A 14371-nucleotide genomic window follows, 5' to 3' on the forward strand; every position below is an offset into this window, starting at 1 on the left:
GTTAAATTGATGACTTATCGTTAATACTAAAGCGATATCGGGCACTTATACAGCCAATTTTGCTAAAAATTGCGCATTTTACATGGAATGTGACCGGTAACACATGTTTATAAATCAATCAAAAAACCTCTAGAACAATACGGAAATGAGCGTTATAAAATAAATAAATGGAATCGATTCCATGACGACCAACCCAATTACAAAAACAGGCACAATAACGAAAACAAAAGGTATCCCCATGATGAAGAAACTTACGCTCGCTACGATCATTGGACTTATCGCATCTCCGGTTATTGCCAAGGAAGAAGCCGAAGTTATGCACTGGTGGACTTCGGGCGGCGAATCAGCAGCTATCAAAGTATTAGCAGAATCATTTGAGGCGCAAGGCGGCACTTGGAAAGACAGTGCGGTTGCTGGAGGCTCTAATGCCCGAAGTGCAGCGATGAACCGTATGCTAGGTGGCTCTCCGACGACAGCGGCGCTATTCAATACCTCTCAGCAATACCATGAAATGATTGCTGAAGGGATGCTGAACAACATCGATGACGTAGCGACGGCCAACAATTGGGAACAGATCCTGCCTGAACCAACGCTAAACGCCATTAAAGTGGACGGACACTTCTATGCCGCTCCGGTCAACATTCATATGCCTGGTTGGTTCTGGTACTCGAAAGATGCATTTGAAAAAGCGGGCATTGATAAAGAGCCACAAACGGTCGATGAGCTGTTCGCGAGCCTAGATAAACTAAAATCTGCAGGCTACATCCCACTTGCGCTTGGTGGTCAGAATTGGCAAGAGAACCTGCTATTCGCAACGGTTCTAAGTAATGTCGGCGGCAAGCAACTTTACCTAGATGCACTAGGTAAGCGCGACGCAAAAACACTAAATTCCGACGAGTTCAAACAGGTGGTCGATACCTTCCTGAAACTTAAGCCTTACGTCGATGCAGGTTCACCAGGTCGTAACTGGAATGACACGACCAGCCTTGTCATCAACGACAAAGCGGGTATGCAGATTATGGGTGACTGGGCAAAAGGTGAGTTCACTCAAGCTAACAAGATCCCTGGTCAAGACTACGGCTGTTTCCCAGGTCTCGGTGACGACTCACTCTATATTGTCGGCGGGGATGTCTTTGTCTTCCCTAAAACGGACGATGGCGCTCAAGTCGCAGCTCAGAAAAAACTGGTGGAATCGATGCTGAGCCCAGAAACACAGGTGAAGTTCAATAACCTGAAAGGCTCAGTGCCAGTTCGTACCGATATCGACGTTTCCAGCATGGATGTTTGTGCACAAAAAGGTGCAGCCATCCTCAAAGTGGCTGAGCGTCAAGTCCCAGATGGCTCAATGCTAATGGAAGAGTACCTGTATGGCTCTTTAAAAGACGCCGTCACTGAGGTGTGGAACGCACAGAACATGACGACGGATAAGGCAGTCGCCATCTTCACTCAAGCACTTCGCGATTAATCTCACTGTTGTTAACGGCGCACCTCGGTGCGCCATTCAATGAAATGCTTCCTCATTAAGACTTACTTTGGAGTGCATCCATGAATGTTGCTGCGGTGCAAAGACACCTAAAACGTAACGCCCTAGCCTATGTGGCTGCTCTACCCATGGCATTAACGGTCATGATTGCCTACATGGGTACTATGGTTTGGTCAGTACGTCTGTCGTTTTCTAGCTCAAGAATGTTGCCGAAAAACGATTTCGTTGGCTTTGCTCAATATGAGCGACTCTTTAGCACATCCCGTTGGATCGTCTCGCTAGAAAACCTACTGATCATCGCCTTTCTCTTCTTAGCGATTTGCTTTGTGCTCGGATTTCTACTTTCTGTGTTTATTGACCAGAAAATTAAAGCCGAGAGTTTTTTCAGAACCGTTTTTCTATTCCCTTATGCAATGTCATTTATCGTGACCGGTTTAGTTTGGCAGTGGATATTTAACCCTCAGTTAGGCATTCAAAACACCATGCAATCTCTTGGCTGGGAATCGTTCACATTCGACTGGATTGTTAATCCAAATATGGTGCTTTACACCGTTGTTATTGCGGCCGTTTGGCAAGGTGCCGGACTGGTCATGGCGCTGCTCCTCGCAGGCCTTCGTGGCATTGATGACGATCTCTGGAAAGCGACAAAAATTGACGGTATTCCCACTTGGCGTGTCTACATCAGCATTATTTTACCTATGTTGCGCCCAATGATTATTACAACCGTTGTATTGCTGTCGATTAGCATCATCAAAATGTATGACGTTGTAGTCGCGATGACAGGTGGCGGTCCTGGCGTGGCCAGTGAAGTACCAGCAAAGTTCATTATGGATAACCTATTCGAGCGCGCCAATATCGGCCTTGCCACCGCTGCTTCAACGGTAATGTTGACCACTGTCTTGTGCTTGATTACGCCATTTATTTACTCGAACTATATCAAGAAACAAGGTAGGTAACTTATGTCTGCGACTCTTTCACCTACAATGGGTGCGACACCCAGCAAACGCGTCATGTCTGTTAAAGCCCGTTGGGGACGCATTGGTGTCTATGGTTTTCTGACCATTACCGCCCTGTTTTTCTTGCTGCCGCTCTACGTCATGCTGGTCACGTCTTTTAAAGAACTCGAAGAGATTCGTCTGTCTTCAATCTTTGCCCTACCACAAAACTTCACGTTAGACGCTTGGAAAGTAGCTTGGAGCAGCGCATGTACTGGCCTTGATTGTAGTGGTCTGCAAGTGGGGTTTTGGAACTCAGTCCGTATCTTAATCCCTAGCGTGGTCATCTCGGTGCTGTTTGGCGCCATCAATGGCTATGCCCTTTCGTTTTGGAAAATAAAAGGCGCTAACTTACTGTTTGCGTGTCTTTTGCTTGGGGCATTTATCCCTTATCAGGTGTTTATTTACCCGCTGATTCGCGTTTACGCCGATATCGGGATCTATGGAACGCTTACGGGTGTTGTGGTTTCACACGTTATCTTCGGCATGCCGATCATGACGCTACTATTTAGAAACTACTACAGTACGTTGCCAATGGAGCTGTTTAATGCCGCTCGTATCGACGGCGCCGGATTTTTCAAAGTGTTCTTCACCATCATGCTACCTATGTCAGTGCCCATCATCATCGTTGCGGTGATCATGCAGGTGACGAATATCTGGAACGATTTCTTAATTGGTTTGGTTTTTGCGGGCAACGACAACCTTCCAATGACGGTTCAACTGAACAACATCGTCAACACCACCACTGGTGAGCGCGCCTATAACGTGAACATGGCCGCCACTATTCTTACATCACTCGTACCACTGATCATTTACGTCGCATCAGGACGCTGGTTTGTGCGTGGTATCGCCTCTGGCGCAGTTAAAGGATAACGCTATGGGAATCGTAAATATTAGCAAACTTGATATCAGCTACGACTCAATCAAGATCGTCGACCAACTAGACCTTGCCATCAATGACGGAGAGTTTTTGGTACTCCTTGGTCCTTCCGGTTGTGGCAAATCCACTCTATTGAATGCCATTGGTGGGCTGATTGATACCTCTGGTGGTTCGATACATTTTGATGGCAAAGATGTGACGTGGGCGGATCCTAAAGATCGCGGGATTGGCATGGTGTTTCAGTCCTACGCGCTATACCCAACCATGAGTGTTGAAAAGAACATGTCATTTGGCCTTCGTATTGCGGGTGTCGACAAAGAGACGATCAATAAGAAAGTGGCGTGGGCCGCTAAATTGCTCCAGCTCGAACCACTATTGAAGCGTAAGCCTTCCGCCCTTTCAGGTGGACAACGCCAACGTGTGGCAATTGGTCGTGCCTTGGTTCGTGATGCCGATATCTACCTATTTGATGAGCCTCTTTCAAATCTAGACGCAAAGCTTCGAGCCGAGCTAAGACTGGAAATCAAAAAGCTTCACAAAACGCTCAACGCCACCATGATCTATGTTACTCATGACCAAATTGAAGCACTGACATTGGCTGACCGTATTGCAGTGATGAAGGACGGTATCATCCAACAGCTGGATAGCCCGCACAATGTCTACAACAAGCCACAAAACCTGTTTGTTGCCACGTTCTTAGGTTCGCCTGCTATGAACTGCATCGAGGGGCAGTTGGAAGTGACACAACAGGCAATCACGTTCAACTCGCACGGATTACTCATCGATGTCACTGACTATCCATTTTCGCAGCCTCCTGCGGATAAAATGAATGTCACACTTGGCATTAGACCTGAGCACTTAATGGTGAAAGAAAATGCCGTCAATAACGCGCTAGTCGGTCAAGTAGAACTCGTTGAGCCTATGGGATCGGATACGTTAGTCTGGACGAAATTTAGTGACCAGCATACGCTGTCTCATCGAGTTACGTCTGAAGAGAGTATCGCTGCAGGCGATCAAGTCACCGTAAATATTGATGCAAAAAACTGCTCAATTTTCGATTCACAGACCACGCTTAGGCTTTAGCTCTCATTAACAACGCGGACACCTCACCTTGTGGGTGTCCGTTTGCCCTTCATCATTCGACTAACCCAGTTCACACTTTTCAAATATTCAAAACTCCAATACAATATTTGGCCTATATTGATACCAATAGAATCAATATAGGCCAAATATATGTTTGTCTACAACCACACTCCAGCCAGCATTGGTGAATCGCCTATCTGGTTGGAATCAACCAAATCCATCGTTTGGGTTGATGCTGCAGGCAGAGAGATTTATAAAACCTGCACCATTACCCATACCACTCACTGCTATACAGTCCCCTTCGATGTCACCGCCATCGTACCCGGTGAGAACGACTCGTGGATCTGTGCGAGTAAACAGGGGCTATTTCTTTTAAATCATCAATTTGAGGTCACTTCAAAGATCATCGACCCTTGTAGCGAGCAGGCCCACCTGCATTTAAATGACGCCATCGCATCACCCAACGGAGAGATCTGGTTTGGAACAATGAACAGCGCAGATTTAGACTTACCTGACGGAAAGCTATACGTATTGCGCGAAGGGGATTTAGTTAAATTAGATCAAGGTTTTAGTGTTGCTAACGGCATTGCGATTAACCAAAAGCTAAAACGCGCCTACTGCTCTAATATGTTCCAGAGGAAAGTTTATGAGTATCAGTTGGATGACTCTCTGACTCAAATACTCAGCAAATCTGTTTTTATTGAGTTCGATAAATCTCAAGGTTATCCCGATGGCCTAACAGTGGACAGTTTAGGCAACCTCTACGTCTGTCATTGGGACTGTGGCGTTGTCAGTTATTACTCTCCCTCATCCACACACATTGGACATCCAACTAAGCTCGGTGAAATAGAGCTTCCCGTTAAACACGCCACGCGTTGTACCTTTGGCGGACATAATTTAGAGACACTCTACGTAACCACCGCAGCTTACGAGCTGTCACCAAGCGAGGTCGAACGCTATCCGCAATCCGGTTGCCTATTTAGCCTACCCGCCCCAACAAAAGGTCACCCTGAACCTTGGGTGAAACACCATGTAATGTCACCATCTCTGCTTGTCGCTGGTTGAAACTCAACTCAGAGTTTGGGAATATAACGTCTTGTTGTCCTTAACTATTCAAGGGCAAACTTTTTAAGGGAAGATTAAGGTGTCAGAAAAAGTAAACTCAGTTGACCGTCTCATTGATGTAATTGAGAGGATCGGAGAAGCAGGAAGCCCTATCGCTGCCTCTGATATTATTTTTGAATCTGGCATTCCTAAACCCACGTGCCATCGATTGTTACAGCAACTTGAAGAGGCCAATTACGTTCAATCCGATGAACGCGGTCACTTTTACCCTGGCTCACAACTGCTCTCTATCGCACTCGACGTGAGATGGACAAACCAACACAAGTTACAGCGACAGGCGATACTTCAAGGGCTATCCAACAAGCTTGAGGAAACCTGTGGATTAGCACTCGTCAACGAAGACCCTTCCCCTCACATGGTGTATTACGATCGAATCCAAACCAATTGGCCGCTTCAAATCGTTATTCCGGTTGGCTTCCCTACTCCTCTATGGGCATCCGCCAGTGGAAAGCTTTATTTGAGCACGTTATCCGCCACTCAACTAAGACGAGTGTTCAATAAAATCGAGTTGACTCAGTATGCCAAAAACACCATTACCGATATTCAAGCCCTCAAAAAAGAACTCAGTTTGATTCAAAAACGCGGCTTTAGCCTGGATGATGAGGAGTTCATCGATGGGATGGTTGCGATTGCGCTGCCGCTGTATGACCAAGACAACAACTTCATGGCGGCGTTATTCTGTCATTGTCCAAAGAGTCGAAAAGACGTTACTGAGCTAGAGAATTACCTACCTATCTTGCGCGCAGCACAGCAGAACTTAGAAAAGGTATATCAGGATATGAAGTCACAACTTACGACGTGATGTTATCCTTCTACTATCCATCTATTGTCCATCTGCGGCACTGCGCTGAGTGAGGGTAAAATCCAAAATCTCTTGAGCAGCGCTCTTCATAGCAGGAATGTGCTGTTTTAACGCCTCAAGAGAAACACGAAAACTTGGTGCGTGGCAGAACAGGTAACCGAAGTGCAAGGCCTCTGAGCCTATTGGTACCGATACCGCGACCATCCCATCAACAAACTCTTCATTGTCTTCACCAAAGCCTTGTGCCTCAATACGTTCGAGTTCAACTAAGAACAGGTTTTCATTGGTTATGGTCTTGGGCGTATGAGCCGTTAGCCCCATATGCTGCACGACATTTTCTCTTATCTCTGGCTCTAAACTGGAGAGATATAGCTTGCCCGATGCGGAGGCTGCAATCGGTACAGGACTGCCTTCTGCCAGATTAATTTGCAGCGGCCAGTTACAGTTCACGCGCTCAAAATAGATCATTTCGATGCCATTTGGCACTGAAATACCGCACGTTTCACCAATGGTGTCTGAAAGGCGTTGTAGCACAGACGTTCTCTGCTCTGAAAAGCGCTGATTCTTCAAGATGTCGTGAGATAGAGACTGAAGATTCGGGCCTGCGATAACGCGGCCGATGATATTTTCTTGCAGGTGACCTAACGAAATGAGTTGATTGATCAGTTTATTGGCCGAAGCTGTGGGCATCGACAGTTGTTCGGCAATGGATTCTCGGTTGAGTTGACCACGGCTGTGAGCCACGATGGCAAGCACTTGTAGTACTCGGTCTAGAGTTGAACCTTTAGTAGTATTCGCCGAACTAGAGCTTGTCATAGAGCTACATTCATCCTTGATACGGTATTCGATATGCTTTGAATAGCCTATTGCTTTTACTGATTAAGTGCAACCTTGTAAAAAGCCTAAGTGAGTGATATTAAAAGGGCTTGTTTAAACAAGCCCTTGCCCTCATGTGCTTTGTAAGATCAATACCTACGCATTACTTCATAGTTGGCATGACGAATTCAGCTTGAGTCTGTGTGCTGTCCTTTGAACCGACTTTCACATCAGATTCAGGCCAACGAGTTGTGATGGTTTTCATTCGAGTAAAGAATCGAACACCATCCGGGCCGTGCATGTGCAAAGGGCCAAACAGTGAACGCTTCCAGCCGCCGAAACTGTGGAATGCCATAGGTACCGGAATAGGCACATTCACTCCCACCATACCTATCTGAACATTGGCGGAGAAATCTCGCGCGGTATCACCGTCTGCAGTAAAGATAGCCGTACCATTACCATATTCATGATCGTTAATGATTTGCAGGGCTTCCTGGTAGGTTTTAACTCGAACAATGCAAAGCACCGGACCAAATATTTCTTCTTGATACACAGTCATATCGGTAGTCACGTTGTCGAACAAGGTACCACCCACAAAGAAGCCATCACTCGACTTGGCCAGTTCAAGATCTCGACCATCAACAAGTAAAGCAGCACCCTCTTCCTGACCCTTTTGAATGTATCCGCAAACTTTTTGTTTATGCTCTTGGGTAATCAAAGGCCCCATATCGTTTTCAATCGGTTGACCGTAACCGGGGCCTACTTTTAACGTGGCTAACTTATCTTGAAGGTGACGAGCCAATGCATCGCCCGTTTCATCACCTACCGCAACAGCAACTGAAATTGCCATGCAACGCTCCCCCGCTGCACCATAGGCGGCGCCCATCAACGCATTCACCGCACCGTCAATATCGGCATCAGGCATGACCACCATATGGTTTTTCGCACCACCTAAGGCTTGAACGCGCTTGCCGTATTTCGCGCCTTCAGAATAGATGTATTCGGCTATCGGTGTTGAGCCGACGAAACTGATGGCTTGGACTCTTGAGTCTTGCAGTAACGTATCTACCGCTTCTTTATCCCCGTGAACCACATTAAACACGCCATCAGGAAGTCCAGCTTGTTTCAGAAGATCCGCAATAAACAGTGGCGCAGATGGGTTTTTCTCTGATGGTTTTAAAATAAACGTATTGCCCGTTGCGATGGCAATAGGAAACATCCACATAGGCACCATGACTGGGAAGTTAAAGGGCGAAATCCCTGCCACCACACCAAGTGGCATCATTTGCGAATGTGAATCGACGCCAGTACCAACGTTTAGACTGTGCTCCCCTTTTTGCAGATGTGGGATACCGCAGGCAAACTCGACCACTTCTAGCCCTCGAGTGATCTCACCTAGTGCATCGCTAAATACCTTGCCATGTTCACGACTAATGATATTCGCCAGTTCATCACGATTTTGTTCTAACAGAGTTTTAAACTTGAACATGACTCTGGCGCGATTAAGGGGGGTGGTTTTAGCCCAAGAGTCAAACGCGGCCTGTGCAATGGTAATTGCCTGCTCTACTTCCTGTTTTGAGCACAGTCCAACTTGGTTCTGCACTTCACCTGTAGCAGGGTCATAAACAGGCAAGTGTCTTTCCGACTGACTTTCCACATATTGATTATTGATAAAACTACTGATCATGCTTTCATCCTTGTTTCGTATTTTTAGGCTTAATTTGAAAATTCGGGCTCTACCAAGCTGCTTTATACAACTCGATCACTTCTTCTTTGTTTGGAATACGAGGGTTGTTATTGGGCGATCCAGAAGCCAAAGCTTGTTCAGACATGATGTCGAGATTGGACCAAAACACCTGTTTATCAATCCCAAAGTCACTCATGGAAGGAACGCTCAAATCTTGATTGATCTGCTTGAGCTCTAGCAGTAGCGCTGCAACGGCATCATTGTCATTAGTACTCGCATCAACCACACCCATCGCTCTTGCACACTCGGCATAACGTGTTTTAGCCGCTGGAATCGAGTATTCCGTTACCGTCGGCAATAACATGGCGTTGCTCATTCCATGAGGCACATGAAAGTGCGCACCAATTGGACGGCTCATGCCATGTACCAAAGCGACAGAGGCGTTAGAAAACGCAATACCTGCGAGTGTCGCGCCGAGCATCATTTGCTCTTTGGCATCTTTATTGTCTGGATTATTGACGGCTTCACGCAGGTTTGGAGCGATAAGTTTCATCGCCAGTAGCGCTTGCTGGTCTGTAAACAGACCCGACTTACCACTGACATAGGCTTCAATGGCGTGAGTTAACGCATCAATTCCCGTATCCGCTGTAATGCGTTCTGGAGCCGTCATCGTTAAAGTAAAATCAATGATGGCGGCGGAAGGAATAAGCCCCGGCCCCATACATAGCAATTTTTCATCATTGGTTTCGTCGGTGATAATGGTCACTTTGGTGACCTCCGAGCCTGTTCCCGCAGTGGTTGGAATCGCAATCAATGGCATAATCGGCAACGTCACGATATTGGGAACACTGTAATCTCGAATTCGACCTTGGTGCTCCGCCAGCAAAGCAATCGCTTTAGCGCTATCAATCACACTGCCACCACCCAGCGCGATGACACCATCATATTGCCCATCAATCACTTTATTGACCGCTGGTAGTATCGACGCCTCCGTTGGTTCTGGAACGGTATCCGTGAACACATCCGCCTCAACACCCGCTTGATTCACGACCGACTTTAGCTGGTCGACCTGACCTAAGGCTTTCATCACTGGATCAGATACAATCATGACTCGGCGACAACCCAGTTGGATCGCAATGTCCCCCGCTCGCTCTGTCGCGCCTTCGCCTACCTCTAAAAGCTTTGGCAAAACAATAGATTGACTCATAATTCACCTCACAATTTATATCGATACATTTCGTATCATTATTTAAATTAATTTATTCAGGACGTAACAAGTCCCCACAACTTTGCTGTGGTAAATCCTTGTTAGTCGCTAACTAGCTAGACCTGTCGCTTGAGCTCATCAAGGTTCAATCAACCCAATGAACGTAATGCATCTCTCAGAAGACAGTACTTACTATATCGAGTCGCAAAGAACTCCGAGCGCTTAGTATTAGGCACATAACGCTTATCGGGCTGCGGCTGAGGGCTTAGTCGCTCAGTCTGACTTTCAGTAACGGTACTCATCGCCAGTTGCGCCACACCTTTTGCCCCGACCTCGTTACAATTTGTCGACGTCACCGTGACGCCCAATATGTCTGCAAACAACTGACACCAATATTCACTTCGAGAAGCGCCACCACTAATGGCAATTCGATCCACGTCATACCCTGCCGAACGTAATCTTTGGATATGCTCAAGGTGAGCAAATACGATACCCTCATAAAAGGCGTAGACCACGTGAATGTCCTGATGCCAACCCTTCAAACCAAACAGATTGGCAGATTGGCTATCTTGCCCAGTCGAACCATAGAGATACGGATGGAACATGGGTAGCGTTGGCATTAATTCGACATCTTCCAATTGGCGATTAAACTGTTCAAAAATATTGTTGCCAACACGCGCTTCCTGCTCTCTTCGCTCAGAGAAAAATCGCTCCACCAGCCACTCTAAATTGGATGCCGAACAAGTACTGGACTCTATGGCTAAGTAACGATTCTCTGCGAATTTACACGCCATAAATATCGCTTCAGGTGGCAGTTCTTCGGTCACTACCTGATTGATATTCCACGTTCCGGCAACCACCGAGATATCACCTAGCGAACTGGCCTGCGAACCATACGCGCAAGCCACCACATCAAACAAACCCGCTATGACCGGTGTTCCCGCTTTAAGCTTTGTACTGCGCGCAGCGTCTTCGGTGACTGTTCCTATCACTTGGTTACTTTCATAAATCGGCGGTAATTTGGTGCTAATGTCTGCCAACTGGTAGTGATTTAGAAGCTCAAGAGACACTGAGTCAGTTTCAAAATCGAACAAACCCGATGCAGTAATGTCTCCCCATTCTGTCGCGCACTGCCCTGTAAGGCAGAAGTTCACATAGTCTTTGCAAAACAGAACCTGACCGATTTTTTGAAACGTTTCTGGCTGGTGCTTCTGTAGCCACGTAAGTAACACTGCTGTTTGAGATGACCACACGCCTTGCCGATTACGCTTTTTGAGGTCTGTGAATCCCTTAGATGTCTGTAGCAAGGTGACTTCGCTGGCAGCGCGATTATCCAGAGACTTAATACCAAGTAATGGTTTTAGTTCAGTATCAAGCAGATACAGCCCATTCCCATGACCGCTGGTTCCTAGCGCGATAATTTGACTGCTGTCCACACCAGTTTGCTCGATCAACTTAGCGATCACCTCTGCGCACAGTGACCAGCATTGGTTTAAGTCCGCTTCAGTGTGTTCAGGTTGAGGGATATGAGTCGGATAATTATTGGCTACAGCGCCTATCTCGCAGCCATGCTCATCGAACAATGCCGCTTTGATCGCCGTGTTACCACAATCAATTCCTATCGCATATGACTTCATATCCCCTCCTTGCTTTAGTTTTGTATCTGCTATTTATCGCCAATGTAGATGTTCATTGCTTCTGAGGTAGACGCACCATTGTGAATCATCGCCATCAAAGCATCGACAACGCGGCTCGGATTTGGGTGTTGATAAATGTTGCGTCCATACACCATGCCAAGGGCACCCTGATCGAGCAGTGCTCGCGCTTTGCTAAACACAGATTCAATGTCTTCACGTCCACCACCACGAACCAATACCGGACACCTTGCCGCCTCAACCACTTTATGGAAATCTTCCGCTTGGCTGGTTGGATCTGCCTTGATAATGTCAGCGCCTAGCTCACGTGCCATTCGTACCAGCGTGACAATCTTTTCGCAGTCGCCATCGACCATGTACGCTTGTCCCTGGCTGTTAGGCTGCATCACCAACGGTTCGATCATCAGTGGCATACCGTATTTCTCACACTCAGCTTTGACCTTACTGATGTTGGCAACACATTGTTTAAACAAGTCAGGTTCATCAGGCAGCATGAATAAGTTCACCACAACGCATGCCGCATCCATTTGAAGGGCTTGAATAAGAGGCTGCTCCGCATTTTGCAGTAGCGCCCACATGTGGCGGTGACGCTCTGCGTTATATGGGTTCCCCAAATCGATTCGCATGACCAGTGCAGGCTTGTCTTTGCCATCAACATTTTGCAGTAAGTCAGCTTGTCCCGCGTTCATCTGAATCGCATCGGGTTTTGCCTCCACAAGTTGGTTTACCACTGAAGACATGTCTTCTAGCCCATCTAAAAATGAAGGCTCATTGCACACGCCGTGGTCGATAGCCACATCCAAACAACGCCCCTGTTTAAATAGGCGATTCATCCTGACTTTACTGGTTAAATACATACTCTTCTCCATCTAATAGTTGTTCATTTTCCGTAACGGTAGGTTGCAATTTGAGTTTTGAAACGGTTGATAAGGCGTCCAGCTCAACGCCATGAAAATCCAGCAGTACTTGCTTCGATTGAGCTCTATCTTTATCGCGCTCGCTTTGACTCCAAGAAAAATGGTCAGCGACCAAATTAGAAATCTCCTCGAAGCTTTCCGCGGTTAATTTGCCTTCAATAGCAATGGAAGTCCGGCGAAGCAGCACATCTAACGTTGTCGACACATACTCGCGCTCCAAAATGAACTTGAGCTCGCCTTGGGTGTAGTCATTGAGTGACGACAGCGCTTTATCTTCTGTTCCTTGAAGTGCATCAAGCAGCGATTCACAAACGGTGCCGTAGCGCTGGAACCAAGTTTCGATTTGGCGTTCTGAGTATTGCGGGTGACGCTCAGTCAGCGAGGTTAAGTAAGCGGCTTTTGATGAATCAGTGACAGGGTAACTGCTGCCACCACCAATCGCTCTTTGTTTGGTATCGCATACTCGCGTTTTGCCTAGCGATGCTAAGAGTTCATCTGCCACTTCCTCACCAAAGGCACGGAACGTTGTCCACTTGCCTCCGATAAGCGAATAGATATGAGTGTCGCCAATCGTGTCTTGTTTCAATGAATGACTGCGGGGGATTTGCCCTGTGGTCGAGGTATTGACGGACGGCAGCGGTCTCACGCCGCAGAACTGATAGACGATCTGCTCACGACTGATATCCAGGTTTGGTAGCACGCCCCTTAGTGATTCGATGATGTAATCAATTTCTTCGTCAGTACAACGCACCGATTCAGGGTCGCTTACCGGAATATCCGTTGAGCCGATCAGTACTTTTCCGAAATACGGGAACAAGATACAAACTCGTCCTTCGCTATTTTCATAAAACAGCATATTGCCATCCAGCTCTGCCAGCAGATCTGCGTTGTCGACGATGATATGTGACCCTTTTGTCCCCTGCATATACTGGCTAGGTGCACTCAGTAATCCATTGGTCGTGTCGACCCAAGCACCTGTGGCGTTGACCACATGATGCGTTTTAACTTGGATGGACTCGGCAACCTTATGGTTAGAAATCGTCATCTGCCCCTGCTCTAACCCAGAGACCATGGTGTAATTTAGGGCAACGCCGCCCGCTTCGACCCCTTCTTGAATCAATTCCAAGGCGAGGCGCTCGGGTGAGCTAATCCAAGCATCAAAGTATGTGGCACTGCTCTTTACGTCACTCCCCATCATTGGCCAGCGTTTTTGCGTTGAGCGAGCGGAATGCATCTGGTGATTTGGCATCAATTGATCACGCATAGTGAACCAGTCGTAGAGGCTCAAACCGATTTTGATGACCACAGAGCCGCGTTGTGAAGGCTTGTCTTTCAATCCTAAGAACTTAAACAAGCCATCAAACATACCCGACCAAGTAGAGAAAATTGGTATGGTGGTTTCTAAAGGAGCAACAAAATGAGGCGCGTTATTAAGCAGACGGTTTCGCTCATAGAGCGCTTCTTTCACCAATTGAAATTCACCATTTTCTAGATAACGAAGTCCGCCATGTATCATGCGAGATGGCGCAGCACTGGCCTTAGAGCAAAAGTCATCTTTCTCGACTAACAAGACCTTCACACCTTGCAGTGCTAGCTCTCGAAAAACGCTGATACCATTGATGCCTCCACCAATAACCACGGCGTCAAACTCGCTATTCTCTTTTATTCGCCTAAAGGCGGTTGAGTTATTATTCATTGTTGCTCCCTGCCACTGTTTTCCG

General features: G+C 47.0%; 12 protein-coding genes. 6 read left to right on the forward strand and 6 right to left on the reverse strand.

The features are described from left to right. The first annotated feature begins 238 nt into the window (after positions 1-238). The 6 genes from ACVA6Q_RS11895 (at position 239) to ACVA6Q_RS11920 (ending at position 6368) form a co-directional block, all read left to right on the forward strand. A complete protein-coding gene (locus ACVA6Q_RS11895; RefSeq protein WP_446647640.1) occupies positions 239-1465 on the forward strand; it encodes an ABC transporter substrate-binding protein in 1227 nt (408 codons plus the stop codon). Between the two features lie 80 nt (positions 1466-1545). Then, the gene (locus ACVA6Q_RS11900) at positions 1546-2439 is read left to right on the forward strand and encodes a carbohydrate ABC transporter permease (protein WP_429759083.1); all 894 of its coding nucleotides are present in this window, start codon (positions 1546-1548) and stop codon (positions 2437-2439) included. A gap of 3 nt (positions 2440-2442) precedes the next feature. Next, complete coding sequence (locus ACVA6Q_RS11905) at positions 2443-3351, forward strand: carbohydrate ABC transporter permease (protein WP_446647641.1); 909 nt, start codon at positions 2443-2445, stop codon at positions 3349-3351. 4 nt (positions 3352-3355) lie between these two features. Then, entirely contained in the window at positions 3356-4441 is a 1086-nt protein-coding gene (locus tag ACVA6Q_RS11910; protein WP_446647642.1) for an ABC transporter ATP-binding protein, read from the forward strand. Positions 4442-4591: 150 nt separating this feature from the next. Next, on the forward strand, positions 4592-5506 hold the full coding sequence (locus tag ACVA6Q_RS11915) for an SMP-30/gluconolactonase/LRE family protein (protein WP_446647643.1): 915 nt from the start codon (positions 4592-4594) through the stop codon (positions 5504-5506). 79 nt (positions 5507-5585) lie between these two features. Further along, positions 5586-6368: an IclR family transcriptional regulator gene (locus ACVA6Q_RS11920; RefSeq protein ID WP_446647644.1), complete on the forward strand. Its 783-nt coding sequence runs from the start codon at positions 5586-5588 to the stop codon at positions 6366-6368. 21 nt (positions 6369-6389) lie between these two features. On the opposite strand, the gene ACVA6Q_RS11925 is transcribed toward ACVA6Q_RS11920, so the two are convergent. The 6 genes from ACVA6Q_RS11925 to ACVA6Q_RS11950 all read right to left on the reverse strand — a co-directional run bounded on the left by ACVA6Q_RS11925 (position 6390) and on the right by ACVA6Q_RS11950 (position 14346). Next, positions 6390-7184 (reverse strand): IclR family transcriptional regulator, encoded by a 795-nt coding sequence (locus tag ACVA6Q_RS11925; RefSeq protein WP_446647645.1) that lies wholly within the window; start codon positions 7182-7184, stop codon positions 6390-6392. A 163-nt stretch (positions 7185-7347) separates the two neighbouring features. Then, positions 7348-8871, reverse strand: coding sequence for a CoA-acylating methylmalonate-semialdehyde dehydrogenase (locus ACVA6Q_RS11930; protein ID WP_446647646.1), 1524 nt, complete (start codon positions 8869-8871; stop codon positions 7348-7350). A gap of 49 nt (positions 8872-8920) precedes the next feature. After that, positions 8921-10078 (reverse strand): iron-containing alcohol dehydrogenase, encoded by a 1158-nt coding sequence (locus ACVA6Q_RS11935; RefSeq protein WP_446647647.1) that lies wholly within the window; start codon positions 10076-10078, stop codon positions 8921-8923. Between the two features lie 149 nt (positions 10079-10227). After that, positions 10228-11715 (reverse strand): FGGY-family carbohydrate kinase, encoded by a 1488-nt coding sequence (locus tag ACVA6Q_RS11940; RefSeq protein ID WP_446647648.1) that lies wholly within the window; start codon positions 11713-11715, stop codon positions 10228-10230. A 29-nt stretch (positions 11716-11744) separates the two neighbouring features. Continuing rightward, positions 11745-12590, reverse strand: coding sequence for a class I fructose-bisphosphate aldolase (locus tag ACVA6Q_RS11945; RefSeq protein ID WP_446647649.1), 846 nt, complete (start codon positions 12588-12590; stop codon positions 11745-11747). Further along, positions 12574-14346 carry an FAD-dependent oxidoreductase gene (locus ACVA6Q_RS11950; protein ID WP_446647650.1) on the reverse strand — a complete coding sequence of 591 codons (1773 nt, stop codon included), beginning with the start codon at positions 14344-14346 and terminating at the stop codon, positions 12574-12576. The genes ACVA6Q_RS11945 and ACVA6Q_RS11950 overlap by 17 nt, the downstream gene beginning before the upstream one ends. Positions 14347-14371: the final 25 nt, after the last annotated feature.

It is taken from the genome of Vibrio sp. DNB22_10_4, assembly GCF_052879755.1.